At 60.0% G+C, this 24,462-nt stretch carries 21 protein-coding genes and 2 pseudogenes; 15 read left to right on the top strand and 8 right to left on the bottom strand.

Annotation, left to right across the window (positions count from 1 at the left end):
• The first annotated feature begins 55 nt into the window (after positions 1-55).
• Positions 56-1,461: pseudogene (locus BZ163_RS06420) on the top strand (MFS transporter).
• 63 nt (positions 1,462-1,524) lie between these two features.
• Here the strand turns inward: BZ163_RS06420 and BZ163_RS06415 are convergent.
• The 4 genes from BZ163_RS06415 to flgA all read right to left on the bottom strand — a co-directional run bounded on the left by BZ163_RS06415 (position 1,525) and on the right by flgA (position 4,134).
• Complete coding sequence (locus BZ163_RS06415) at positions 1,525-2,271, bottom strand: flagellar brake protein (protein WP_128870242.1); 747 nt, start codon at positions 2,269-2,271, stop codon at positions 1,525-1,527.
• A gap of 92 nt (positions 2,272-2,363) precedes the next feature.
• Complete coding sequence (locus tag BZ163_RS06410; RefSeq protein WP_128870241.1) at positions 2,364-2,831, bottom strand: flagella synthesis protein FlgN; 468 nt, start codon at positions 2,829-2,831, stop codon at positions 2,364-2,366.
• A gap of 48 nt (positions 2,832-2,879) precedes the next feature.
• Positions 2,880-3,206: a flagellar biosynthesis anti-sigma factor FlgM gene (gene flgM / locus BZ163_RS06405; protein WP_128870240.1), complete on the bottom strand. Its 327-nt coding sequence runs from the start codon at positions 3,204-3,206 to the stop codon at positions 2,880-2,882.
• Positions 3,207-3,372: 166 nt separating this feature from the next.
• The gene (flgA, locus tag BZ163_RS06400; protein ID WP_128870239.1) at positions 3,373-4,134 is read right to left on the bottom strand and encodes a flagellar basal body P-ring formation chaperone FlgA; all 762 of its coding nucleotides are present in this window, start codon (positions 4,132-4,134) and stop codon (positions 3,373-3,375) included.
• An 81-nt stretch (positions 4,135-4,215) separates the two neighbouring features.
• Between flgA and BZ163_RS06395 the strand changes: the two genes are divergently transcribed.
• The 6 genes from BZ163_RS06395 to BZ163_RS06370 all read left to right on the top strand — a co-directional run bounded on the left by BZ163_RS06395 (position 4,216) and on the right by BZ163_RS06370 (position 9,484).
• Positions 4,216-5,148, top strand: a complete 933-nt coding sequence (locus tag BZ163_RS06395) for a chemotaxis protein CheV (protein ID WP_128870238.1) — start codon at positions 4,216-4,218, stop codon at positions 5,146-5,148.
• A gap of 46 nt (positions 5,149-5,194) precedes the next feature.
• Positions 5,195-6,022: a protein-glutamate O-methyltransferase CheR gene (cheR, locus tag BZ163_RS06390; protein WP_128870237.1), complete on the top strand. Its 828-nt coding sequence runs from the start codon at positions 5,195-5,197 to the stop codon at positions 6,020-6,022.
• 365 nt (positions 6,023-6,387) lie between these two features.
• Positions 6,388-6,795 carry a flagellar basal body rod protein FlgB gene (gene flgB, locus BZ163_RS06385; protein WP_128870236.1) on the top strand — a complete coding sequence of 136 codons (408 nt, stop codon included), beginning with the start codon at positions 6,388-6,390 and terminating at the stop codon, positions 6,793-6,795.
• 3 nt (positions 6,796-6,798) lie between these two features.
• Positions 6,799-7,242, top strand: coding sequence for a flagellar basal body rod protein FlgC (flgC, locus tag BZ163_RS06380; RefSeq protein WP_128870235.1), 444 nt, complete (start codon positions 6,799-6,801; stop codon positions 7,240-7,242).
• A 15-nt stretch (positions 7,243-7,257) separates the two neighbouring features.
• Positions 7,258-7,980 carry a flagellar hook assembly protein FlgD gene (gene flgD / locus BZ163_RS06375; protein ID WP_128870234.1) on the top strand — a complete coding sequence of 241 codons (723 nt, stop codon included), beginning with the start codon at positions 7,258-7,260 and terminating at the stop codon, positions 7,978-7,980.
• A 31-nt stretch (positions 7,981-8,011) separates the two neighbouring features.
• On the top strand, positions 8,012-9,484 hold the full coding sequence (locus BZ163_RS06370; protein WP_128870233.1) for a flagellar hook protein FlgE: 1,473 nt from the start codon (positions 8,012-8,014) through the stop codon (positions 9,482-9,484).
• A 149-nt stretch (positions 9,485-9,633) separates the two neighbouring features.
• Here the strand turns inward: BZ163_RS06370 and BZ163_RS06365 are convergent, their stop codons facing one another.
• The gene (locus tag BZ163_RS06365) at positions 9,634-12,528 is read right to left on the bottom strand and encodes a ribonucleoside-diphosphate reductase subunit alpha (RefSeq protein ID WP_128870232.1); all 2,895 of its coding nucleotides are present in this window, start codon (positions 12,526-12,528) and stop codon (positions 9,634-9,636) included.
• 195 nt (positions 12,529-12,723) lie between these two features.
• Between BZ163_RS06365 and BZ163_RS34740 the strand changes: the two genes are divergently transcribed.
• From BZ163_RS34740 to BZ163_RS06355, 3 genes and pseudogenes are all read left to right on the top strand, one after another.
• Entirely contained in the window at positions 12,724-12,888 is a 165-nt protein-coding gene (locus BZ163_RS34740) for a hypothetical protein (protein WP_168187318.1), read from the top strand.
• Positions 12,889-13,268: 380 nt separating this feature from the next.
• On the top strand, positions 13,269-13,982 hold the full coding sequence (locus tag BZ163_RS06360; protein ID WP_128870231.1) for a response regulator: 714 nt from the start codon (positions 13,269-13,271) through the stop codon (positions 13,980-13,982).
• Positions 13,979-15,588 (top strand): annotated as a pseudogene (locus tag BZ163_RS06355) (ATP-binding protein). The gene BZ163_RS06360 and the pseudogene BZ163_RS06355 overlap by 4 nt, the downstream one beginning before the upstream one ends.
• Before the next feature lie 143 nt (positions 15,589-15,731).
• Here BZ163_RS06355 and BZ163_RS06350 read toward each other — a convergent pair.
• A complete protein-coding gene (locus tag BZ163_RS06350; protein ID WP_128870230.1) occupies positions 15,732-16,457 on the bottom strand; it encodes a 4'-phosphopantetheinyl transferase in 726 nt (241 codons plus the stop codon).
• 78 nt (positions 16,458-16,535) lie between these two features.
• A complete protein-coding gene (locus BZ163_RS06345) occupies positions 16,536-17,327 on the bottom strand; it encodes a dienelactone hydrolase family protein (protein ID WP_128870229.1) in 792 nt (263 codons plus the stop codon).
• Between the two features lie 147 nt (positions 17,328-17,474).
• Here BZ163_RS06345 and BZ163_RS06340 point away from each other — a divergent pair, with 147 nt between their 5' ends.
• From BZ163_RS06340 to BZ163_RS06330, 3 genes are all read left to right on the top strand, one after another.
• Positions 17,475-18,074 carry a hypothetical protein gene (locus tag BZ163_RS06340; protein WP_128870228.1) on the top strand — a complete coding sequence of 200 codons (600 nt, stop codon included), beginning with the start codon at positions 17,475-17,477 and terminating at the stop codon, positions 18,072-18,074.
• A 118-nt stretch (positions 18,075-18,192) separates the two neighbouring features.
• A complete protein-coding gene (locus BZ163_RS06335) occupies positions 18,193-18,870 on the top strand; it encodes a response regulator (RefSeq protein WP_128870227.1) in 678 nt (225 codons plus the stop codon).
• Positions 18,867-20,213, top strand: a complete 1,347-nt coding sequence (locus BZ163_RS06330) for an ATP-binding protein (protein WP_128870226.1) — start codon at positions 18,867-18,869, stop codon at positions 20,211-20,213. Before BZ163_RS06335 ends, BZ163_RS06330 begins: the two co-directional genes overlap by 4 nt.
• Positions 20,214-20,362: 149 nt before the next feature.
• Here the strand turns inward: BZ163_RS06330 and BZ163_RS06325 are convergent, their stop codons facing one another.
• Positions 20,363-21,361, bottom strand: a complete 999-nt coding sequence (locus BZ163_RS06325; RefSeq protein WP_128870225.1) for an AraC family transcriptional regulator — start codon at positions 21,359-21,361, stop codon at positions 20,363-20,365.
• 338 nt (positions 21,362-21,699) lie between these two features.
• On the opposite strand from BZ163_RS06325, the gene BZ163_RS06320 reads away from it, so the two are divergent.
• Positions 21,700-23,034: a dicarboxylate/amino acid:cation symporter gene (locus tag BZ163_RS06320; protein ID WP_128870224.1), complete on the top strand. Its 1,335-nt coding sequence runs from the start codon at positions 21,700-21,702 to the stop codon at positions 23,032-23,034.
• 161 nt (positions 23,035-23,195) lie between these two features.
• The gene (locus BZ163_RS06315; protein WP_128870223.1) at positions 23,196-24,377 is read left to right on the top strand and encodes a CaiB/BaiF CoA-transferase family protein; all 1,182 of its coding nucleotides are present in this window, start codon (positions 23,196-23,198) and stop codon (positions 24,375-24,377) included.
• The last annotated feature ends 85 nt before the right edge of the window (positions 24,378-24,462 follow it).

The raw sequence follows: 24,462 nt of genomic DNA, 5'->3' as shown, positions 1-24,462 counted from the left end.
GGGCTATCTTTTCGGGTAGCCCGTTACTCACTGCAAGGAGCCGCTCGGAACGCCGATGCGCCAAATCTGGAAACCTTTTCGAGCGCTTTATTTCGCCTCGCTGATGATGTTGATCGGCTCGGGCTTGTTAAGTACTTACCTGGCCTTGCGCCTGGCGGCCGATCACGTCGACAGCCTGTGGGTCGGTGCGTTGATGGCAGCCAACTATTTCGGCCTGGTGCTGGGTGGCAAGATCGGCCATCGGCTGATTGCCCGGGTCGGGCATATTCGAGCCTATTCGGCGTGTGCCGGGATCGTGGGTGCGGCGGTGCTTGGCCATGGCTTGGTGGACTGGCTGCCCGCGTGGCTGTTTCTGCGGGTCATCGTCGGCCTTGGCATGATGTGCCAGTACATGGTCATCGAAAGCTGGCTCAACGAGCAGGCGGAAGCCAAGCAGCGGGGCATCGTGTTCAGCGGCTACATGATCGCGTCCTACCTGGGGTTGGTGTTGGGCCAGCTGATTCTGGTCATGCACCCGGGGCTGGGGCTGGAACTGCTGATGCTGGTCGCCCTGTGCTTCGCGCTGTGCCTGGTGCCGGTGACCCTGACGCAGCGGATTCACCCGGCAGCATTGCACCCGGCGCCGATGGAGCCACGGTTCTTCATCAAGCGCGTGCCGCAATCGTTGAGCACGGTGCTGGGGGCGGGGTTGATCGTCGGTTCGTTCTACGGCCTGGCGCCGCTGTACGCCTCGCAGCAAGGCTTGTCCACGGAGCAAGTCGGTTTGTTCATGGGTAGCTGCATTTTCGCCGGATTGCTGGTGCAGTGGCCGCTGGGTTGGCTGTCCGATCGTTATGACCGGGCGCTGTTGATCCGCTGTTTTGCCTTCAGCCTGGCACTGGCCGCATTGCCGCTGGCGATCATGAAACAGGTGCCGCTGGAGGTGTTGTTCATCGCCGGTTTCCTCTGCTCGTTGGTGCAGTTCTGTCTGTATCCGTTGGCGGTGGCGTTCTCCAACGACCATGTCGAGGGTGATCGTCGGGTGTCCCTGACGGCGATGCTGCTGGTGACCTATGGCGTCGGGGCCAGTATCGGGCCGCTGGTGGCGGGGGTGCTGATGAAGCTGTTCGGCAGCCAGATGCTGTATGCCTTCTTCAGTTTCTTCGCGTTGGTGCTGGCTGGCGGATTCGCCCGAAAGCGGTCACCAATCTGCACCAGGTGGACGATGCGCCGCTGCATCACGTCGCCATGCCGGACAGTATGTCGAGTTCACCGCTGGTGGCTTGCCTTGATCCGCGGGTCGATGAGCAGGTGGTGCAGGAACAGATGCAGAATCCGGTCGAACCTGAGCCAGACCCCGCGCCTGAGCCTGAGCCTGAGCCGGAGCCCGAAACCGAAACCGAAACCGATGCGTCCGCCGATGACGCTGACGATGACGATGACCTGGGCCGTCAGAAAAGCTTTACCGAAGCCCGGCCTTAACACCCGAGCATAAAAAACGGGCAGTCACCGCAAGGGGCTGCCCGTTTTCATGGGAGCGTTGTATCAGAAGTCGTCTTTGTCGAAGCGCCGTGCTTCGCGCTGAAGCTGATAGACGAACCGCTCGACCTGACGCTGCACCAATCCGCTCATGTTGTGAAAGCGTACGCCGGCGAAGGTGGTGGAGATTTTTTCCTCGAAATGCAGGTAGCGCAGCTCGACCGGCGCCGTCATTTTGCCAAAGGGCAGGGCAGCGGCGAAGCGGTCGTACACCTGGCCCAGTTGCAGGGAGCCACTGATGTTGCCTTCGAAGCGCAACTTGCAGCCGGTGGCGGAAATGTCCAGCAATTTGCCGCTGATCGGCATCCTGAGCTTTTCACCGTCCAGATTGACGTCGACCAGTTGTGCCAGCTTCAACGCTGCGCGAAAGGCGTTGCGGCGCTGGTGATAGACCACTTGAGCGGGCAGGGGACCGCGGTAGCAGCGGCTGTCGACGGACTCATCGATGGTCAGCGGGCCGTTGCTGTCCCAGGCGATGCGCACGCCGTCGTGGAAACCTTCGACCTTGAACGGTTCGCCGGCCAGCAGGAAGCGCTCGCCATCGCGAGGAATCATTTCGTCGAGGGTGATCGTTTTATGTTTACGGTCGACGTCCACCAGATAGCTCTGGAAGCGCTGGCTGCGCTCGTGGAACGTGATGATCAGCGGATCATGGCTTTCTTGCAGCTGGCGCAGGTTGCCGGAGATCTCCAGAGGCGTGGTAAGCACCTTGGGTGGTTGCGGAGCATCTCCCGCATTTAAGGCATTGGACACGGTTGATCAATCTCCGGACAAAATATGACTGCGGCTGGCTAGTATTTTGCCAGCATGTTTCGCGGCTAGATAGGGCGTGCTCGGCAGCAGGCTTACGCCTGACTGAGCGGGCGCGGCTTCACCAGCGTGGAGAAGGATCCGCTGGCGTTGTAGAGCGCTGGCGGCTCGCCGCCGGTGAGGATTTTCAGCTGGGTGGCCGTGGCGGCCTGCTGCCTCACAATCGACTGGCCATTGATGAGGTTGGCGGCCTGGCATTGGGCCAGAAGGTCGGTCAGCACATCGCTTTGCGCCAGCAACTGTTCACCCAGGCTCGACTGACTGGCCAGTTGCTCGAGGCCCTGGCGATTGGTGGGCAGGTTGAGACTGGCGAGGATTTCACTGCGCTTGCGGCCATGTTGATCGAGCAGAACGATCAATGCCTGTTTTTGCGCCAGAATGTCTTCGAGCAGCGGCATGTCGCGACCGTGCAAGGCGATGGATTCGGATTGCAGTAGCTGCAGCAAGTGTTGTGCGGGAGCAAAGTCGTCGGTGATCAATTGCAGCAGATGAGTGTCGTGCATGGCTGGCCTTGGGTTTTAAGCGTCCAAAAGCCTGGCGCGGGCCGTGGCCTAGCGCTGGGCTTCGAAGTTGAGCAGTTTGCTGGCGACACGGTTGCTGTCGACTTTGTAGCTGCCATCGGCAATCGCGGCTTTCAACTCGGCCACTCGGGCTTTGTCGACGGCAGGCTGATCGCGCAGCGTGTCAGTGACCTTCTGCAACTGTTGAGCCTCATTGCTGATGTGTACCGATTCCCCGCTTTTGACGGTACTGGCCTGTTCGGCCGGGGTACTCAGCGGCGCGGATTTGCCGGCTTCGGCGGTTTCCCTGGCTGCGCTGGTACGGGTAATGCCCGTCGGTGGCGAGGAACTGTTCAATCGGCTGAAATCGATGACCATGATAAAAACCTCTGGGTATTTGGACGCTTGCCATGTTTTCGGCCATACCCGGGAAAACTTTAGGCCCACTTATCAATGAGCTTGCGCGCGTCAGCGCTTGCCCTGCATGGAGCACAGTTTAGGGAACAGTCGGGTGGCGCGCCACATCTTCACCCCACAGAGCACCCTACATGGCCACTTCCACCTGGCCAGGCGCGATGACTTGCGCCTTGATGACCCGCTTGGAGTTGAGATTCTTCACTCGAATCTGTTCACGCATACCGCCGTTGGACAGTGCTTCACCCGGCATGCGCACGCTGAGCGTACCACTGCGGGCGATAATCACCACCTGGTCGCCCTTGCTGATGACTTCAGCCTGTTCCAGATTCACCAGGGTAATGACCTGGTCAGCGACCATGGGTCGGGTCAGTTTCTGCCCGATCGCCTGGTCGACCGACGTCAGGTAACCCTGACTGATCAGGCTGATGTCACGTTCGCGCAACGTCACGTCCTCGGGCTCGACAATACCCGCGCGGCGCAGGGGCCGGCTGGTGGTCACGATGTCGCGAAACAGGCGTACTTGAGCGGGCACGAAGACTGTCCAGGGGGACGCACCCTCGCAGCGAACCCTGACCGTGACCCGACCCAGCGGCCTGGCCGGGCTCTCGAGGGTGGCTGTCAATTCCTTGTCGCACATCGGCATGCGCAGTCGCGGGTCGAGCGGGTTGACCTGGATCTCGTAACGGCCTTCCGTTTGACTGCTCGCCAGATAGTCTTCGACGGTGAATTCAAGAAAGCCCTGAGTGACGCCGATAAGCATGTCAGGCAAGGTAACCGTGTCAGCAATGGCAGGACTGCCGGCGTTGAACAGGCACACGGCCGACAGCACGCCGCACCAGCGGCGGCAGTTGGAGGTCAGGCGTCGGAAAAATGTCAGGTCTGGGTTCATAAGGGTTAAAAAGCAAGCGCCGTGCCGTTTAGTGATGAATGCGCGTCGCAACACACTTAGCGTTGGTGTAGGAGTCTGGGCATGGCGGGTGTAATGGATTCGGTAAACCAGCGCACGCAACTGGTTGGGCAGAATCGCCTTGAGCTGTTGTTGTTCCGTCTCGACGGCCAGCAGTTGTATGGGATCAACGTATTCAAGGTTCGTGAGGTGCTGCAATGCCCCAAGCTGACCCTGATACCCAAGTCCAATCCTGTGGTGTGCGGTGTAGCGAGTATTCGTGGGGCGACTATTCCGATTCTCGATCTGGCGATGGCGACCGGTTCCGGTCGGTTGCGTGATCAAAGCAATCCCTTCGTGATCATCACGGAGTACAACACCAAGACCCAGGGTTTCCTGGTGCGCTCGGTGGAACGCATCGTCAACATGAACTGGGAGGAGATCCATCCGCCGCCCAAGGGCACGGGGCGCGATCATTACCTGACGGCGGTGACCCGGGTCGACGATCAGCTGGTCGAAATCATCGACGTCGAGAAGGTGCTGGCGGAAGTGGCGCCGACACCGGAAGCGATTTCCGTCGGCGTGGTGGATGTCGACACCCGGCACAAGGCGTTGTCCTTGCGCGTGTTGACGGTCGACGACTCGTCGGTGGCGCGCAAGCAAGTCTCGCGTTGCCTGCAAACGGTCGGTGTCGAAGTGGTGGCGTTGAACGACGGCCGGCAAGCGCTGAATTACCTGCGCAAGTTGGTCGAGGAGGGCAAGAAGCCGGAAGAGGAGTTCCTGATGATGATTTCCGACATCGAGATGCCGGAAATGGACGGGTACACCCTGACGGCCGAGATCCGCAACGACCCGCGCATGCAAAAGCTGCATATCATCCTGCATACTTCGTTGTCGGGTGTGTTCAATGAGGCGATGGTCAAGAAAGTCGGTGCCGATGACTTCCTGGCAAAATTCCGTCCTGATGACTTGGCATCCCGGGTAGTCGACCGGATCAAAGCAGCAGACATCAGCTAGGGGCCTTCTGCCCCTGGCGGTCAACACGATTTAAGAGGCGGTATCTTTGTCTACGGGTAATTTGGATTTCGAACAGTTCCGGGTATTCCTGGAAAAAGCCTGTGGCATTTTGCTCGGTGAAAACAAGCAGTACCTGGTCGCGAGCCGTCTCAATAAACTGATGGAGCAGCAAGGCATCAAGTCCCTGGGTGAGCTGGTCCAGCGCACCCAGACCCAGCCGCGCAGCGGTTTGCGCGAGAGGGTGGTGGACGCCATGACCACCAACGAAACCCTGTGGTTTCGTGACACCTATCCGTTTGAAGTGTTGAAGAACAAGGTGTTGCCCGAAGCGATCAAGGCCGCCCCTGGCCAGCGTCTACGGATCTGGTCGGCGGCGTGCTCGTCGGGTCAGGAACCGTATTCGCTGTCGATGTCGATCGATGAATTCGAGCGGGTCAACATGGGCCAGTTGAAGCAGGGGGTGCAGATCGTTGCCACCGACCTGTCCAGCATCATGCTGGCCAATTGCAAGAGCGGCGAGTACGACAGCCTGGCCATCGGCCGCGGTCTGTCGCCCGAGCGCCTGCAGCGTTATTTCGACCCCAAAGAGCCGGGACGCTGGGCCATCAAGGCACCGATCAAGAGCCGGGTGGAGTTCCGCTCGTTCAACCTGCTGGACAGCTACGCGAGCCTGGGCAAGTTCGACATCGTGTTCTGCCGCAACGTGCTGATCTACTTCTCCGCCGAGGTGAAGAAGGACATCCTGTTGCGGATTCATGGCACGTTGAAGCGCGGCGGTTATCTGTTCCTCGGTGCTTCTGAGGCACTGAATGGTTTACCGGATCATTACCAGATGGTTCAGTGCAGCCCGGGGATTATTTACCAGGCGAAGTGATTGAGTGGCAGCATCAAACAACGGGAGTCCTCAATGGCTCCCGTTTTTTATGCCAAGTGATTTTCCGCCGACACCACGTCCGGTGTAGGAGCCGGCTTGCCGGCGATAGCGGCGGGTCAGTCAACGCATTTGTCGACTGGACGGACGCCTTCGCCGGCAAGCCGGCTCTTACAGGGGATGGTGGTGTTTCGCAAATCGGTGTGAAGCGGCAGAAAAGCGGCAGCCTGCGGAAACCGGTTGCCGCTTTTCTGGCATTGCCGCCTTGCCCCTGCCCGCAAAGCCCCGGTTTACGGGCTTTTTTGAATTGGCACGACGCTTGCTAAGCTCATCCTACGAAAAATCAGGTCACCCGAAGGTTTCCCGACATGAGCATCAGCTTCGATAAAGCGCTCGGTATCCACGAACAGGCCCTGGGCTTTCGCGCCAAGCGTGCCGAAGTTCTGGCCAACAACATCGCCAACGCCGACACCCCGAACTACAAGGCGCGGGACCTGGACTTCTCGGCAGTGCTCGCCGCGCAGAACGAAAAGACCAAGAGCGGCTCTTTCGCCTTGAACATGACCAACAACCGTCATATCGAAGCCGAAGGCCTGGGCAATGGCGATGAGTCGCTGCTGTACCGCACGCCGATGCAGGCGTCGATCGACCAGAACACCGTGGACGCCCAGCTTGAGCAATCGGCCTACGCGGAGAACTCGGTCAACTTCCAGGCCAGCTTTACCCTGCTCAACAGCAAATTCAAAGGGTTGATCTCAGCCCTTCGTGGAGAATGATTCATGTCCCTCGCCAGCGTTTTCAACATTGCCGGTAGCGGCATGAGTGCCCAGACCACTCGCTTGAACACCGTCGCCAGTAACATCGCCAACGCCGAGACCGTCTCGTCGAGCATCGACCAGACCTACCGCGCGCGTCACCCGGTGTTCGCCACCATGTTCCAGGGCGCCCAGAGTGGCGGCGGCGACTCATTGTTCCAGAACCAGGACGCCGCCGGCCAGGGTGTGCAAGTGCTGGGCGTGGTCGAAGACCAGAGCGATCTGGACGCACGGTACGAGCCGAACCATCCGGCGGCTGACGCCAAGGGCTACGTGTATTACCCCAACGTCAACGTGGTGGAAGAAATGGCCGACATGATTTCCGCGAGCCGTTCGTTCCAGACCAACGCCGAAATGATGAACACCGCCAAGACCATGATGCAGAAGGTCCTGACCCTGGGTCAGTGATAAGGGACGACTCAGATGAGTGTGATTGATACCACCAGTGGCTTGAACCTCAACGACATCCTGGCCAACTCCTCGATCAAGACCAATACCAACACCGACGGACTGGCGTCGGCAACGAACAGCGCCACCGGCAAAAACGCCCTGGGCAAGGATGCGTTCCTGCAGTTGCTGGTCACCCAGCTGAAAAACCAGAACCCGCTGGAGCCGCAGGACAACGGCGAATTCGTCGCGCAATTGGCGCAGTTCAGCAGCCTGGAGGGGATCACCTCGCTTAACGACACGGTGACGGGCCTTGCCAGCAACTACAACTCGTCCCAGGCGTTGCAGGCTTCGTCGCTGGTGGGGCGTTCGGTCATCGCACCGGGCGACAAAGCCGTGGTCGACACGTCGAAGAGTATGACCGGCACGGTGGTGATCCCGGATTCAGTGCCCGCAGCCACTTTGAAAATCACCGACAAGGATGGCAAAGCCGTTCGCACCATCGACCTGGGCAGTCAGTCGGCCGGCAATGCCAGCTTCATCTGGGACGGCAAGGACGATGCAGGCAAGACGGTTGAGTCGGGTACTTACTCCTTCGCCGCTGCGACCAGCATCGATGATCAAGCCGTGGCGCTGATCACCTATCTGCCGGCGACCGTCAACAGCGTGACCATCAGCCAGACCGGCGGTGAGTTGATGCTCAACCTGGCCGGGCTGGGCAGCATCGCCCTGTCCAAAGTACAAACCATTGGTATGTAGAGCCGACTAACACGGCACAAAGGAGTGGAATATGTCTTTCAATATCGGCCTTAGCGGTCTCTATGCAGCCAACAAACAACTGGACGTGACCGGCAACAACATCGCCAACGTCGCGACCACCGGTTTCAAATCGTCCCGTGCCGAATTCCAGGACGTTTATTCGGCGAGCAAGCTGGGTACCGGCAGCAAGGCCGTCGGTAGCGGAGTGCGCCTGGCCAACGTCGCCCAGCAGTTCACCCAGGGCGACATCAACAACACCGGCAACGTGTTGGACATGGGCATCAACGGTTCAGGCTTCTTCGTACTGAATGACAGCGGTTCGCTGTCCTACACCCGTGCCGGTACGTTCAAGGTCGACAAGGAAGGCTACGTCACCAACACCGACGGCTCTGCGCGTCTGCAGGGCTACGGTGTGGATGCCAACGGCAAGATTCGGAACGGTGTGTTGACCGACCTGCGTATCGACACGTCGAACCTGGCACCGAAGACCACCACCACCGTGTCGTCGACGATCAACCTGAACTCCACGGCTGGCGTGATCGATCAGTCGATTGCCGCCAACAGGTTCGATCCGACCAAGCAGGCCACCTTCACCGAACAATTCAGCACCCCGATTTTCGACAGCCAGGGTAACCAGCACGTCATGGATCAATACATGGTCAAGACGGGCCCCAATACCTGGGACACCTACACCCTGATCGATGGCCGCAACCCGGACGGCACCGACCCTACTGTCGTTACTACCCCTGCGATCCCTGCTGTTCCTGCTACCACTGGCAGCCCTGCCATCCCTCCTGACCCTGCTATCCCTGGTGACCTTGGTACCCCCGCTGTTCTTGCTACCGCTGGCAGCCCTGCCGTCCCTGCTGTCATGGCCAACCCTGCGATCCCGTCGACCATGACGTTCGATTCGAGCGGCAAGCTGGTTTCGGTCAGCACTCCGGTGAGCCCGCCGACCACTCCACCCACCGCGACTCTCGGCAACGATCTGAAGATCACCGACTGGAAGCCGGGCACTGTGACCGATGGCGTCTGGAAGGCCAACGGCGCCGCCGCCAACCCGGCGGGCTTGACCATCGCCATGGGCATCACGACGCAGTACAACGCCGATACCGCGCGTTCGATTCCTGCGCAGGATGGTTACGCCACCGGCCAGATCACCAGCCTGAGCATCGACGGTAGCGGGGTGTTGCTGGCCAACTTCAGCAACTACCAAACCAAGGCTATCGGCCAGATCTCGCTCGCCAGCTTCACCAACGAACAAGGTTTGCAGCCTATTGGCGGCTCCAGCTGGAAAGAATCCTATGCGTCGGGCATGCCCGGCTTTGATTCGCCGCAAAGCGGTAGCCTGGGGATGATCGAATCCAACGCGCTGGAAGAGTCCAACGTCAACCTGACCAATGAACTGGTCGACTTGATCAAGGGCCAGAGCAACTACCAGGCGAATGCCAAGACCATCTCCACCCAGAGCACCATCATGCAGACCATCATTCAGATGGCGTGATGTGGGTCGGATAGCGTTTTACAAAGAGCCCCTCGGAAGAGGGGCTTTTTTGTGGAAGATTTAAAAGGGGCCAAAAAGAAAACCCCCGACAAGCCGGAGGCTCATCGGGGGTTTCAGGTAAAGCGCCTTGCGGCGCCTACCGGCTCAGCTTATTGGCAAGCTTCGCAATCCGGTTCGTCGATGGCGCATGCCTTCGGCACTGGAGCAGGGCCGGCTGGCGCTGCCAGGACCGAGTCGTCACCGTGGTTGCCGCCGCTGGAAACAGCGTTCAGCTTGCCGGTGTTGATGGTCGACTTCTCGGTGCTGGTCGCAGCCAGGGCACGGAGGTAGTAAGTGGTTTTCAGGCCACGGTACCAGGCCATGCGGTAGGTCACGTCCAGCTTCTTGCCCGATGCGCCGGCGATGTACAGGTTCAGCGATTGAGCCTGGTCGATCCACTTCTGACGACGGCTGGCCGCGTCAACGATCCACTTGGTGTCCACTTCGAAGGCGGTCGCGTAGAGCTCTTTGAGTTCTTGCGGGATGCGCTCGATCTGTTGCACCGAACCGTCGTAGTACTTCAGGTCGTTGATCATGACCGAGTCCCACAGACCGCGAGCCTTCAGGTCGCGAACCAGGTACGGGTTGATCACGGTGAATTCGCCCGACAGGTTCGATTTCACATAAAGGTTCTGATAAGTCGGTTCGATCGACTGCGATACGCCAGTGATGTTGGCGATGGTCGCGGTCGGTGCGATGGCCATGATGTTGGAGTTGCGAATGCCTTTCTGCACGCGGGCACGAACCGGTGCCCAGTCCAGGGATTCGTTCAGGTCAACGTCGATGTACTTCTGGCCACGTTGCTCGATCAGGATCTGTTGCGAATCCAGCGGCAGGATGCCCTTGGACCACAGCGAACCCTGGAACGTCTCGTAGGCGCCGCGCTCATCGGCGAGGTCGCAGGACGCCTGGATCGCGTAGTAGCTGACCGCTTCCATCGACTTGTCGGCGAACTCGACGGCAGCGTCGGAACCGTAAGGAATGTGCTGCAGGTACAGCGCGTCCTGGAAGCCCATGATGCCCAGACCGACCGGACGGTGCTTGAAGTTGGAGTTCTTCGCTTGCGGCACCGAGTAGTAGTTGATGTCGATCACGTTATCGAGCATGCGCACGGCGGTGTTCACGGTGCGTTCCAGCTTGGCGGTGTCCAGCTTGCCGTTGGTGATGTGGTTCGGCAGGTTGATCGAACCCAGGTTGCAAACGGCGATTTCGTCCTTGTTGGTGTTCAAGGTGATCTCGGTGCACAGGTTCGAGCTGTGAACCACACCGACGTGCTGCTGCGGGCTGCGCAGGTTGCACGGGTCTTTGAAGGTCAGCCATGGGTGGCCGGTTTCAAACAGCATGGACAGCATCTTGCGCCACAGGTCTTTGGCCTGGATGGTCTTGAACAGCTTGATCTTGCCCGGGTACTGGGACAGGGCTTCGTAGTACTCGTAGCGCTCTTCGAAGGCCTTGCCGGTCAGGTCGTGCAGGTCCGGCACTTCGGATGGCGAGAACAAGGTCCACTGACCGTCATCGAAGACGCGCTTCATGAACAGGTCAGGGATCCAGTTGGCGGTGTTCATGTCGTGGGTACGACGACGATCATCACCGGTGTTCTTGCGCAGCTCGATGAACTCTTCGATGTCCATGTGCCAGGTTTCCAGGTAGGCACAGACAGCGCCTTTGCGCTTGCCACCCTGGTTAACGGCAACGGCGGTGTCGTTCACCACTTTCAGGAACGGAACAACGCCCTGGGATTTGCCGTTGGTGCCCTTGATGTACGAGCCCAATGCACGCACCGGGGTCCAGTCGTTGCCCAGGCCACCGGCGAATTTCGACAACATGGCGTTGTCGTGGATCGCGTGGTAGATGCCCGACAGGTCATCCGGCACGGTGGTCAGGTAGCAGCTCGACAGCTGTGGACGCAGGGTGCCGGCGTTGAACAGGGTCGGGGTCGAGGACATGTAGTCGAAGGACGACAACAGGTTGTAGAACTCGATCGCGCGATCTTCCTTGTTCTTCTCTTCGATCGCCAGGCCCATGGCCACGCGCATGAAGAAGATCTGCGGCAGTTCGAAACGGATACCGTCCTTGTGGATGAAGTAACGGTCGTACAGGGTTTGCAGGCCCAGGTAGGTGAACTGCTGATCGCGCTCGTGGTTGATCGCCTTGCCGAGTTTTTCCAGGTCGAAGGTGGCCAGGACCGGGTTCAGCAATTCGAATTGGATACCCTTGGCGATGTACGCAGGCAAGGCCTTGGCGTACAGGTCGACCATTTCGTGGTGGGTCGCGCTTTCGGCGACTTCCAGGAAGTTCAGGCCTTCGGCACGCAGGGTGTCCATCAACAGGCGAGCGGTCACGAACGAGTAGTTCGGTTCGCGTTCAACCAGGGTACGGGCGGTCATCACCAGGGCGGTGTTGACGTCGGTCAGGGCCACGCCGTCGTACAGGTTCTTCAGGGTTTCGCGCTGGATCAGGGCGCCGTCGACTTCTTCCAGGCCTTCGCACGCTTCGGTGACGATGGTATTCAGGCGGCCCATGTCCAGCGGTGCGAACGTGCCATCGGCGCGGGTGATGCGGATCGACGGGTGAGCGTCGACCGCGGCCTCGGCCGGTGCGTGGGCGGCGCGTTCTTTCGAGCGGCCGTCGCGGTAGATCACGTAGTCGCGAGCCACTTTCTGCTCGCCGGCACGCATCAGGGCCAGTTCGACCTGGTCCTGGATTTCTTCGATGTGGATGGTGCCGCCCGATGGCATGCGACGCTTGAAGGTCGCGGTGACCTGTTCGGTCAGGCGGGCCACGGTGTCGTGGATTCGCGACGAAGCGGCAGCGGTGCCGCCCTCAACTGCGAGGAACGCTTTGGTGATGGCGACGGTAATCTTGTCATCGGTGTAAGGAACGACAGTGCCGTTACGCTTGATCACGCGCAGTTGACCCGGCGCGGTCGCGGACAGATCCGAAGTCGAATCAGCGGCCTGCGGCAAGGTACCCTGCGGGTTCTCGCGAGTTGTGTCGGTTTGCATGGGGGGTTGTCTCCACATTCTCTATGTTTGTTTGGGCACCATCACGGTGCTCACCGTTCCGTCCTGAAGCACTACAACCGGCCAGGGGCCGGGCATACCAACTTCGGGACAGATCAGGAAGGGGCTACAGGGCGCCGCTTCCATGCCGAACTATTTTGGTCCCAGGCCTTGGGCCTGAAACCGGGATCCTTTTGAGTGACAGCAACTGACTGCAACACCCGTACCGTTATCGCCGTTTTCGGCTCAAGAACAGTAGCCATCCGCATGCGCGATTTGGTCTTCCAAAAATACGTTTGGTTCAACCGGACAGAGGCAATAAAAGCGCTTGAAATCGGTGTCTGGTTTGTGTTTGGTTTTTGATGCAAACCCCTACATGTAGGGTTTTTTTTCGCGCAGCGCTACAAGATAATGCGTTTTGGGGGGTGTTGCAACGTACTAACCTGTGGATAAGCCTGTGCGTAAATTGTGTGTGAAAGTTGGAACATGCGTGTAGGCCGCGACTGCACTGGAGCGGACCGATTTTCACTGATTTTCAATGTTTGAAAACGATCAGTCGGATTTTTAAGGGCGCGAACCCTACCACAAAAAATCGGCATGGCCGAACGCATTTGCCGGCTTGTGTTCTCGACGAGTGGCGTTTATACCATCGACCACTGCATACGCATTCTTATCCCCCTGGTCATTACAAAAAGACGGGCGGATGCTTTCTTATTTCGTGTTGTTGGCAAGCAGAGGTCACCGTGGAGCAAGAAGCCTGGCAGATATTGATTGTGGAAGACGACCAGCGTCTGGCCGAATTGACCCGCGAATACCTCGAGGCCAACGGTCTGCGTGTGTCGATCGAGGGCAATGGCGCCCTGGCAGCGGCCCGCATCATCGCTGAGCAGCCGGATCTGGTGATCCTCGACCTGATGCTGCCGGGCGAGGATGGCCTGAGCATCTGTCGCAAGGTCCGGGAGCGTTTCGATGGCCCGATCCTGATGCTCACGGCTCGAAGCGACGACACCGATCAAATTCTGGGCCTGGACCTGGGGGCTGACGATTATGTCTGCAAACCGGTGCGCCCCCGGTTGCTGCTGGCGCGCATCCAGGCCTTGCTGCGGCGCAGTGAAGTCCCCGAAGCCACCCCGGAAAAGCTTCGGCGCCTGCAATTCGGTCCGTTGGTGGTGGACAACGCGTTGCGTGAAGCCTGGCTCAATGACCACGGTATCGAGCTGACCAGCGCCGAGTTCGACCTGCTCTGGCTGCTGGTGGCCAATGCCGGGCGCATCCTGTCCCGGGAAGAAATATTCACCGCGTTGCGTGGCATCGGCTATGACGGCCAGGATCGCTCCATCGACGTGCGCATCTCGCGTATTCGCCCCAAGATTGGCGACGATCCAGAGCATCCGCGGCTGATCAAGACCATCCGCAGCAAAGGCTATTTGTTCGTTCCAGAGGCCTGCACCCTGTGAATTCGATCTTCCTGCGCATTTATGGTGGCATGTGCGCGGCGTTGATTCTGGTGGCGGTACTGGGCGTACTGGCCTTGCACTTGCTCAATCAGGTGCGCGGCGAGCAATACCGTGAACGCCTGGCCCACGGCACGTTTGCCCTGATGGCCGACAATCTGCAGCCGATGAAACCGACGGAGCGCCACCGGACCCTGCTGGTGTGGGAGCGCCTGCTCGGGATTCCCCTGGCGTTGAAAACCTTCGACCAGACCGACCTCGATCTCACCCAGCGCACCCGCGTGTTGCGCGGTCAGGCGCTGGTGGAGCAGACCGGCCCGCACGCGGCGAAGGTTTACCGCCTGGTCAGTGACAAGGAACAGCTTGTACTGACGGGGGAGGTGCAGCAGATCAGCGAGCAATTGGCGCGGGCGACTATTTATCTGCTGGCGGATGAACTGGTGCGTGTCCCGGTGGCCGAGCAGCCCCGGCGTCTGACGCAATTAAAGGAAGAGAAGGGCTTCGGCTTTGATCTGCAACTGGTCACGGTCGACCAGGCCGACATGGACGAAGACCAGAGCCGCCGAGTGGCCGAGGGCGATACGGTGATGGCCCTGGGCAAAGGCGGCGATTCGATCCGAGTGTTCGCCGGCATGGTCGGTACGCCCTGGGTCTTGGAGATCGGTCCGCTGTACCAGATGAATCCTTACCCGCCGGAGTGGCTGGTGCTGATCGCGGCCCTAGGCTTGAGCCTGATCGGTTTGATCGTCTATTTATTGGTGCGCCAGCTGGAGCGACGTTTGCGTGGCCTGGAAGCCGCGGCCACGCGCATCGCCAAGGGCAGCCTGGAAACCCGGGTGCCGGCACGCGGTGCGGACTCGGTAGGGCGCCTGGCGTCGGCGTTCAATGGCATGGCCGAGCACTTGCAGCAGTTGTTGGCGATTCAGCGCGAATTGGTACGCGCGGTGTCCCATGAGTTGCGCACACCGGTGGCACGCCTGCGATTTGGCCTGGAGATGATCGGTTCGGCCACTACCCCGCAGGCGCTGGAGAAGTACCGCGAAGGCATGGACCATGACATCGAGGATCTCGATCGTCTGGTGGACGAGATGCTGACTTATGCGCGCTTGGAGCAGGGCTCGCCGGCGTTGAACTTCCAGCGCATCGACTGGATGCCTTGGTCAACCAGGTGATCGAGGAACTGGCCCCGCTGCGGGCTGAAGTCACGGTGCGACGCGGCCTGTGCCTGTCGGCCGCCGATTGCGACGACGCCTGGGTCGAGGCCGAGCCGCGCTACCTGCACCGGGCGTTGCAGAATCTGGTGAGCAATGCCATGCGCCACGCTCAATCGCGGGTGACGGTCAGCTATCAAGTGGGGCAGCAGCGCTGTCGGGTGGATGTCGAGGATGACGGGCCGGGCGTGCCGGAATTGTCGTGGGAGAAGATCTTCACCCCGTTCCTGCGCCTCGATGACAGCCGCACCCGGGCGTCGGGCGGGCATGGCTTGGGGTTGTCCATCGTGCGACGGATCATCCATTGGCATGGTGGGCGCGCGTTGATCAGCAAGAGCAAGCGTTTGGGCGGGGCGTGTTTCAGCCTGAGTTGGCCGAGGAATCAGGAGAAGCGTTGAGATTTTTGTTGAATGTTCGACCGCTTTCGCGAGCAAGCCCGCCCGCATTGGATCTGTGTCGGGCACATATTCCAGGTACACCTCAGGTCCAATGTGGGAGCGGGCTTGCTCGCGAAGAGGCCCTCACAGGCACCTCAAAATGTTCAGGCCTTGATACTGACCAGACTCAACAACTGCCCATCCATCACCGCAAACTGCGCATCCAGCTCGGTGCCATTGCGCCATTCGCTGGACAGGTCGGTGAGCAATCGCACGCGCACTTCACCCTTTTCGCTCCACTCCAGCACTTCCGCATGTTCAAAATAGAACCGCTGCCGAACGATCGGGTACAGCGCCTTGAACACACTTTCCTTCACCGAAAACGTCAGCGTCACCAGCAGCGCCAGCTGATCCCGACGGCCTGCGTTCATGCGCTGCAACTCCGGCGCGGTCAGGATTTCGCCGGCCAGGCGTTCGGCCCGGTCGGGGGCAAGCAGGTTTTCCAGGTCCATGCCCAGCCCGCGCCAGTGGCTTTTCTTCGCGACGATCGCCGCCGCCCGGCCGGTGCTGTGGGTGATCGAACCCGTGATATGTGACGGCCACACCGGTGCCCGGTCCTCACCGATGGCCGGGATAAAGTCCAGTCCTTCCAAGGCTTGCAATGCCGCCCGAGCGCAGACCCGTCCGGCGAGAAACTCCGCCTGGCGCTTGGCGACCGAGCGCTGGATGCTGGCTGGCGGCTCGATGGCACTGCGTTGAAAATCATCGCTGGCCAATTGTGCGGTATTGAAGTGAGTGCCCAACAGGACCGTATCGGGCAGCACCAAGGGTAGCGGCCAATCGGCATCGAGAGGGGTGCAGCAGGCGGGTAGGGCAGGGGCGCGATTCATGTCGGCATTTTGCCGGGTTGCCCGGGTGCTGGGTAGTCCTGGCGTAAAACCGCGGTGAGCCATTCGCGGTCTACCTGATCAGCCAAAGATCTTCTTGAAGAACGCCTGCATATCCGCCCACGACTGTTCATCCGCCGCCTTGCTGTAACCGATATCCGGTCCGCCATGATCACCATGGCCGAGACGATCCGCATCGGGATTGCTGAACCCATGCTTGGCGCCTTCAAGGCTGACGAATTGATAGTCGGCCCCCGCCTTGTCCATCTCCGCCTTGAACGCCGCGACGTTATCCGCAGTGACCATACTGTCCAGGGCGCCATGCTCGACGAGGATTTTGGCCTTTACGCTGCCTGGCGTCGCTGGCGTTTTGGTGGCCAACGCGCCGTGGAAGCTCACCACGCCCGCCAGTGGCAAGCCCTGGCGTGCCGCGTTCAACACCACCGCGCCACCGAAGCAATAACCGATCGCCGCAATTTTTTCCGGGTCGGTCTGCGTCTGTTTCTTCAACAGGTCGAGCCCGGCCTGGAAGCGCGCGCTGGCTGCAGCACTGTCTTTCAGCGCCGCCTGCATGAATGCCATGGCGTCCTTCGGATGTTCTGTGTTCTGGCCATCGCCATACATGTCGATGGCCAGGGCGCTATAGCCCAGTCCGGCCAGATCCCGAGCGCGACGCTTGGTGTATTCGTTGAGCCCCCACCATTCATGCACCACGACCACGCCCGGGCGCTGACCTTTGATGGCGTCGTCGTAGGCGTAGTAACCGATCAGCCGGGTGCCGTCGCTACTTTGGTAAGGAATCTCCTGGGTCTTGATGGCGGCCTGGGTCAGCCCGCTGACGACCAGCAAGAAGAGAGCAAAGAGCATGCGCATGGTCAGAACTCCTGCAGGAAAATCATCGAAACAGCTGGGTGAATCTGGTTCAGCTCAGGTTAAGCGCGTGTTCAGGGGGCGTTCAGGGCAGGGTCGGTAATCTTGCCTCGTAGCCAAACAACATGCCACTCACTAGGAGTTTCACCCATGACTGGATTCAAAAAACTGCTTCTGGCTCTCACCGTAATGGGCGCGAGCACGGCAGCGTTCGCCGACGACACTTTCGCCGGCCTTACTTATGGACAGACCAGCGACAAGGTCAAAAAGTCCCGCGCCCTGAGCGACAACCTCGATCGCCCGAACGCCAACGGCGTAATCGACAAGGATAATACCTGGGGCGTGCGCCTGGGTCGGCAAAGCAGCCACGGCCGCTATTACGCCACTTACGACAATGTGTCGGGGTCGCACAATGGCATTAAAGTGCGTCAGGAAAACCTGCTGGGCAGCTACGATTTTTTCTACCCGGGCGGTGGCAGCACCAAGCTGTTCGGCGGCGTCTCGGGCGGGTTGACCAAAGCGAGTCAGGAATCGACAGGCTTCAGCCGCGATACCAACGTCGGTTACACCTATGGTGCGCAGGCAGGTGTTTTGCAACAGCTTTCGCGAAACACGTCGGTTGAACTGGGTTACCGTTACCTGCGCACCAATGCCGGCACCGAGATGCGCGACCACAGCGGCAGCAAACAGGGTTCGCTGAGCATGAACAGCAGTTCCCAGGCCTACGTTTCCGCTAATTACGCTTTCTAAAAAGCGTTCGCGACAGGCCGGTACCGGATCAACCCAGGAGGCTGATCCGGCGTCGCCCTGTCAGTCATCAAGGTGCGCCGTTAGCGCCTCAAGATGTTGATTTGCCCGGGAGGGCGTTATGAAACTGCTGGTCGTCGAAGATGAAGCGCTGTTGCGCCATCACCTGCAAACCCGCCTGACGGATAGCGGCCATGTGGTCGAGTCCGTGGCCAACGCCACCGAGGCGCTGTATCAGACCGGGCAATTCAACCATGACCTGGCGGTGATCGATCTCGGCTTGCCGGGCATGGGCGGGCTGGACCTGATCCGTCAACTGCGCTCGCAGGGCAAGACCTTTCCGATACTGATCCTCACCGCACGCGGCAACTGGCAGGACAAGGTCGAAGGCCTTGCGGCCGGTGCCGATGACTATGTGGTCAAACCGTTCCAGTTCGAAGAACTGGACGCTCGGCTGAATGCCTTGCTCCGTCGCTCCAGCGGGTTCACCCAGTCGACCATTGTTGCCGGGCCGCTGCTGCTGGACCTCAATCGCAAGCAGGCATCCCTCGATGGTCAGCCGCTGGCACTGACTGCGTTCGAATACCGGATTCTCGAGTACCTGATGCTCCATCACCAACAGGCGGTGCCCAAGGACCGCTTGATGGAGCAGTTGTATCCGGACGACGACGAGCGCGATCCGAACGTGATCGAGGTGCTGGTCGGCCGTCTGCGCCGAAAACTGGAGGGACCGGCCTGCTTCAAGCCGATCGATACCGTGCGGGGCCGTGGTTATCTGTTCAATGAGCGCTGCACTTGATCAGTTCTCTTCGAATTCGACTGATGCTCGCCGCCACGACCCTGGCGGTTTTGTTCATGCTCGCGTTGCTGCCGGCGATGCAGGGCGCGTTCAGCCTGGCATTGCAGGACGCCATAGAGCAGCGTCTGGCGTCGGACGTCACCACGTTGATCTCCGCCGCACGGGTAGAGAACAACCGCTTGCAGATGCCGGCACAATTGCCCGACGAGCGCTTCAACCTGGCCGACGGCCGGTTGCTCGGTTACATCTACAACCGTGAAGGTCGCGTGGTCTGGCGCTCGAAAGACACCCTTGAAGAGAACATCAATTACACACCGCGTTACGACGGGCGCGGTAACGAGTTCGCAAGGATTCGCGAAGACAATGGCCAGGAGTTCTTCGTCTATGACGTCGAGGTCAAACTGCTCGACGGCAAAAGTGCGGCGTTCAGTTTTGTCGCGCTGCAACCGCTGCGCGACTACGAAATCACCCTCAAACGCCTGCGGGAAAACCTTTACCTGGGCTTCGGCGCGGCCTTGCTGGTGTTGCTGGCGTTGCTGTGGATCGGTCTGACCTGGGGCTTGCAGGCGTTGCGCCGGCTGAGCCAGGAACTGGACGAGATCGAAAGCGGCACCCGCGACAGCCTCAGCGAACAACACCCTAGCGAATTGCTGCGCCTGACCGGTTCCCTGAACCGCTTGCTGCATGGCGAGCGCGAACAGCGCAGCCGATATCGCGATTCCCTGGATGATCTGGCCCACAGCCTGAAAACCCCCCTGACAGTGCTGCAAGGCGTCAGCGAGGACATGGCCCAGCGGCCGGCGGATCGCGATCAGGCCTGGGTCCTGCAAACCCAGATCGAGCGCATGAGCCAGCAGATCGGTTACCAGCTGCAGCGCGCCAGCCTGCGCAAAAGCGGACTTGTGCGACATCAGGTGCGCTTGCGTCCGGTATTGCAGAGCCTTTGCGACACGTTGGACAAGGTTTATCGCGACAAGCAGGTGCGGGTGACCATCGATGTGTCGGAGCCGTGTTATGTGCCGATCGAGCAGGGCGCCTTGCTGGAGATGTTGGGCAATCTGCTGGAAACCGCCTATCGCCTGTGTCTCGGCGAAGTGCGCATCAGCGCGTGCGAGATCCTGGACGGGATCGAATTGTGCGTCGAGGATGACGGCCCCGGGGTGCCGCCGGATCAGCGCGCGCGGATTCTGCAGCGCGGCGAACGCCTGGATCGCCAGCATCCGGGGCAGGGCATAGGCCTGGCGGTGGTCAAGGACATCATCGAAAGCTACAGCGCGAAGCTGACCCTGGATGATTCACCCCTGGGCGGGGCGGCGTTCCGGATTCAGATTCCGGTGGTATGACCTGAGTCTTGCGGGGTTCCCCTGCAACATAGAATCTCCCACAGGGTGAGTGGGTGTACGCAAGATCCATATGCACCCCAAAACACTGTGGGAGCGGGCTTGCCCGCGAAAGGGCCTTCAAATACACCGAAGTAATAGGCTTTGAAAATTCAATTCTCTTGGGCGCGGTAGGCCCCAGGCGTCAACCCCGTCCATTTCTTGAACGCTCGATGAAACGCCGAAGGCTCGGAAAACCCCAGCTGCTCGGCAATCTGTTGCAACGACAGATCCGCGCGCCCCAAGTGATAAATCGCAATGTCCCGGCGCAATTGGTCTTTGAGTTCCTGGAAGCTCGAACCCTCTTCACGCAAATGCCGTCGCAGCGTCTGCGGGCTGATGTGCAGGTGCGCCGCCACCGATTCCAGGTCAGGCCAGCATGAACGGTCGCGGCTGAGCAAACGCCGCAGCTGGCTACTCAGGCTGTCGCCGTCGTCGGGGCGCGACAACAGGTCGGCGGGAGACCGTTCGAGAAATCGCTTGAGGGTTCGCTCGTCCTGCAACAGCGGCATATTCAGGTAGCGGCTGTGAAACAGCAGGCTGCTCTGCGCCGCCTTGAACTGCAGCGGGCAGGAAAACAGCAAATCGTATTCCGCGCCGTGTTCGGGCCTTGGGTAGCTGAAAGTTGCCTGCTCCAGACGGATGCGCTGGCCGATCATCCAGCTGCCAAGCCGATGCCAGATCAGCAGCAGGCTCTCGCTGAGGAAATGGTCCGGGTCCCACAGCTGTGCATCGTCGAGGCTCAGGCGCACCCATTCGTCTTCGCGGCTCAGGCTCAGGTGGGGAGCTCCGGGAAACAGGCCGTAAAACAACAAGCCGCGATTGAGCGCGCTTTCCAGGTTGCGGCAGTGGATCACCGCATGACACATCATCGCGAAACTGCCGGGTTTGCTCGGGGCCGATCCGAAACCCAGGTATTCGTCGTCCAGTGCCAACCACAATCCCTGGATCAACCGGGTGAACTGCTCGGGCGCGATGCGGGCACGCGGCTCGTCGAGCCATTCGGCGCTGATCCCCAATCGCTGCAGCAGGTTCGAATAGTCGTACCCACGCCGGCGCGCCCCTCCCAGGACAGCGCGGGCGAAATGACTAGCGATGGTGCGTTCGCGCATAGAGGCAGGTCCGTCCGGTGAGCAGCGGATGGTAGCGGGGCACACGGGCTATCAACAAGGCGGATATCCGCCAAATTGCAGGACGCGACTTGGCCGATTGGCGGGATTCCGCCACGCTGCTGTGGCTGTTCAGAGTCCAGGAAAAACCTGTAACCCTTGATGTAATAAGGCTGTAGGACATTTCGCCGAAGGTGGCACGGGCCTTGCGATACAACCAGCAGATGCCTGCCGATGCGCAGCTCGACAAAACAAATCCCTCCAGTGCAGGAGGGTTCGCAAATGAGGTGTCGTCGACAACAGATGGAGGTTGTCGCGGGACGCTCTTGAGGAACTTTGCAATGACGACTCGTCAGCCACTGTATAAATCCCTGTATTTCCAGGTGATCGTTGCTATCGCCATCGGCATCCTGCTTGGTCACTTCTACCCGCAGACTGGTGTGGCCCTCAAGCCGCTGGGTGACGGGTTCATCAAACTGATCAAAATGATCATCGCGCCTATCATCTTCTGCACCGTTGTCAGCGGTATCGCCGGCATGCAGAACATGAAGTCGGTCGGCAAGACCGGCGGTTACGCGCTCTTGTACTTCGAAATCGTTTCGACCATCGCATTGCTGGTCGGTCTGGTGGTGGTCAATATCGTGCAGCCCGGTGCCGGCATGCACATCGACGTCACCACCCTGGATGCCTCCAAAGTCGCTCAGTATGTATCCGCCGGTGCCGATCAAAGCGTGGTGGGCTTCCTCCTGAATGTCATCCCGTCCACCATCGTCGGTGCGTTCGCCACGGGTGACATCCTGCAAGTGCTGATGTTCTCGGTGATCTTCGGTTTCGCCCTGCATCGCCTGGGTGCCTATGGCAAGCCGATCCTGGACTTCATCGATCGTTTCGCCCACGTGATGTTCAACATCATCAACATGATCATGAAACTCGCGCCAATCGGTGCCTTCGGTGCCATGGCGTTCACCATCGGCGCCTACGGTGTCGGCTCGCTGGTGCAACTGGGTCAGTTGATGGCCTGCTTCTACATCACGTGCCTGTTGTTCGTCCTGGTGGTGTTGGGCGGTATCGCTCGCGCCCACGGTTTCAGCGTGCTGAAAGTGATCCGTTATATCCGTGAAGAGCTGCTGATCGTGCTGGGGACTTCCTCCTCGGAATCGGTACTGCCACGCATGCTGATCAAGATGGAGCGTCTGGGCGCACAGAAATCCGTTGTAGGCCTGGTGATCCCGACCGGTTACTCGTTCAACCTCGACGGTACTGCGATCTACCTGACCATGGCGGCGGTGTTTATTGCCCAGGCCACTGACACTCACATGGACCTCTCTCACCAGATCACGCTGCTGGTGGTGTTGCTGCTGTCCTCCAAAGGCGCTGCGGGCGTGACCGGCAGTGGCTTCATCGTACTGGCTGCGACCCTGTCTGCGGTCGGCCATCTGCCGGTTGCCGGCCTGGCGCTGATCCTGGGTATCGACCGCTTCATGTCCGAAGCCCGTGCCCTGACCAACCTGGTGGGCAATGCGGTGGCTACCCTGGTCGTGGCCAAATGGGTCAAGGAACTGGATGTCGATGTGATGCACGCCGAACTGGCTTCCGGTGGTCGCGGCATCGCCGACGAGCGTGAAGAAGATGACCTGGGCGTGACCGAAGGCCCAACCCCGAACGGCGTCAAGTAACGCTCGCTTCACCGCGACTCAGGCTGCAATGAAAAACCCGCTTCGGCGGGTTTTTTGTGGGCGGCGATCTGAGCGCAACAGTCAGCGCAACTGACGCAAAAGGTGATTGCCGCAATGCCGATGGCTGCCTAGTCTGGGGGGATCGTTTACGGAGAAGACCCATGCTCGGTCCATTGGCATCGCTCAAGATTCTGGATTTCTCTACATTGTTGCCGGGGCCGTTTGCCTCGCTGTTGTTGGCGGACATGGGCGCCGAGGTGTTGCGCATCGAATCGCCGAGCCGCATGGACCTGCTGCGGGTGCTGCCGCCCCATGACCAGGGTGTCTCGGCCAGCCACGCCTACCTCAATCGCAACAAGCGCAGCCTGGCGCTGGACCTCAAGCAGCCGCAAGCGCTGGAGGTGATCAAGCAATTGCTGCAGGACTACGACATCGTGCTGGAGCAGTTCCGCCCCGGCGTAATGGAGCGTCTGGGCCTGGGTTATGAAGCCTTGAAGGCGATCAATCCGAAACTGATTTACGTGTCGATCACCGGTTACGGTCAGACCGGCCCTTACAAGGACCGCGCCGGCCATGACATCAATTACCTGGCGCTGGCAGGGCTGGCCAGTTACACCGGTCGCGCCGACAGCGGGCCGTTGCCCTTGGGCATGCAAGTGGCGGATGTCGCTGGTGGCTCTTTGCACGGGGTGATAGGCCTGTTGGCCGCGGTGATCGCCCGTCAACAAAGCGGCTCAGGACAATATCTGGATGTGAGCATGACCGATTGCGTATTTAGTCTGAACGCCATGGCCGGCGCCGGTTATCTGGCCTGTGGCGCGGAGCCGCACTGGGACGACCAGATGCTCAATGGTGGCAGTTTCTACGACTATTACCGTTCCCGCGACGGCCGCTGGTTATCGGTGGGTAGCCTGGAACCGCCGTTCATGAAGCAAATGTGTACGGCATTGGGGCTGGAGGAGCTGGCAGCCTTGGGTTTGTCGCCTGAACCGGCGCAGCAGAAGAAACTCAAGGAGGCGCTGAAGACCGAATTCGAGAAACACGACTTTGGTGAATTGTGCGCGCTGTTCGCCGAGCTCGATGCCTGTGTCGAACCGGTATTGAATCTGGGCGAAGCGGTTCGGCATCCTCAATTGCGCTCGCGGCAGCTGGTCACTGAAGTGCCGCGCACCGACGGCTCGACCCAACCGCAGATGGCCTGTCCGTTGAAATTTTCGGACGGTTTGCCCGAGCCGCGACATATCGGCGCGGCGCTGGGTGAGCATACCGATGAGGTGTTGGGGGAGTTGGGGTATGGCGCTGAGCGGATTGAAGAATTGCGGCGTGCCGGGGTGATTGTTTAGCGACTACGAGGACGCCTTCGCGGGCAAGCCCGCTCCCACAGGTTCCGTGTCGTTTGCAGATTTTGTGTACGACACAGAACCTGTG

Origin of the sequence: Pseudomonas sp. VI4.1 (genome assembly GCF_002029345.1) — a bacterium.
Lineage (GTDB): Bacteria > Pseudomonadota > Gammaproteobacteria > Pseudomonadales > Pseudomonadaceae > Aquipseudomonas.
The sequence above is the reverse complement of the archived record's forward strand: the minus strand, read 5'-3'. Positions and strand labels throughout refer to the sequence as shown.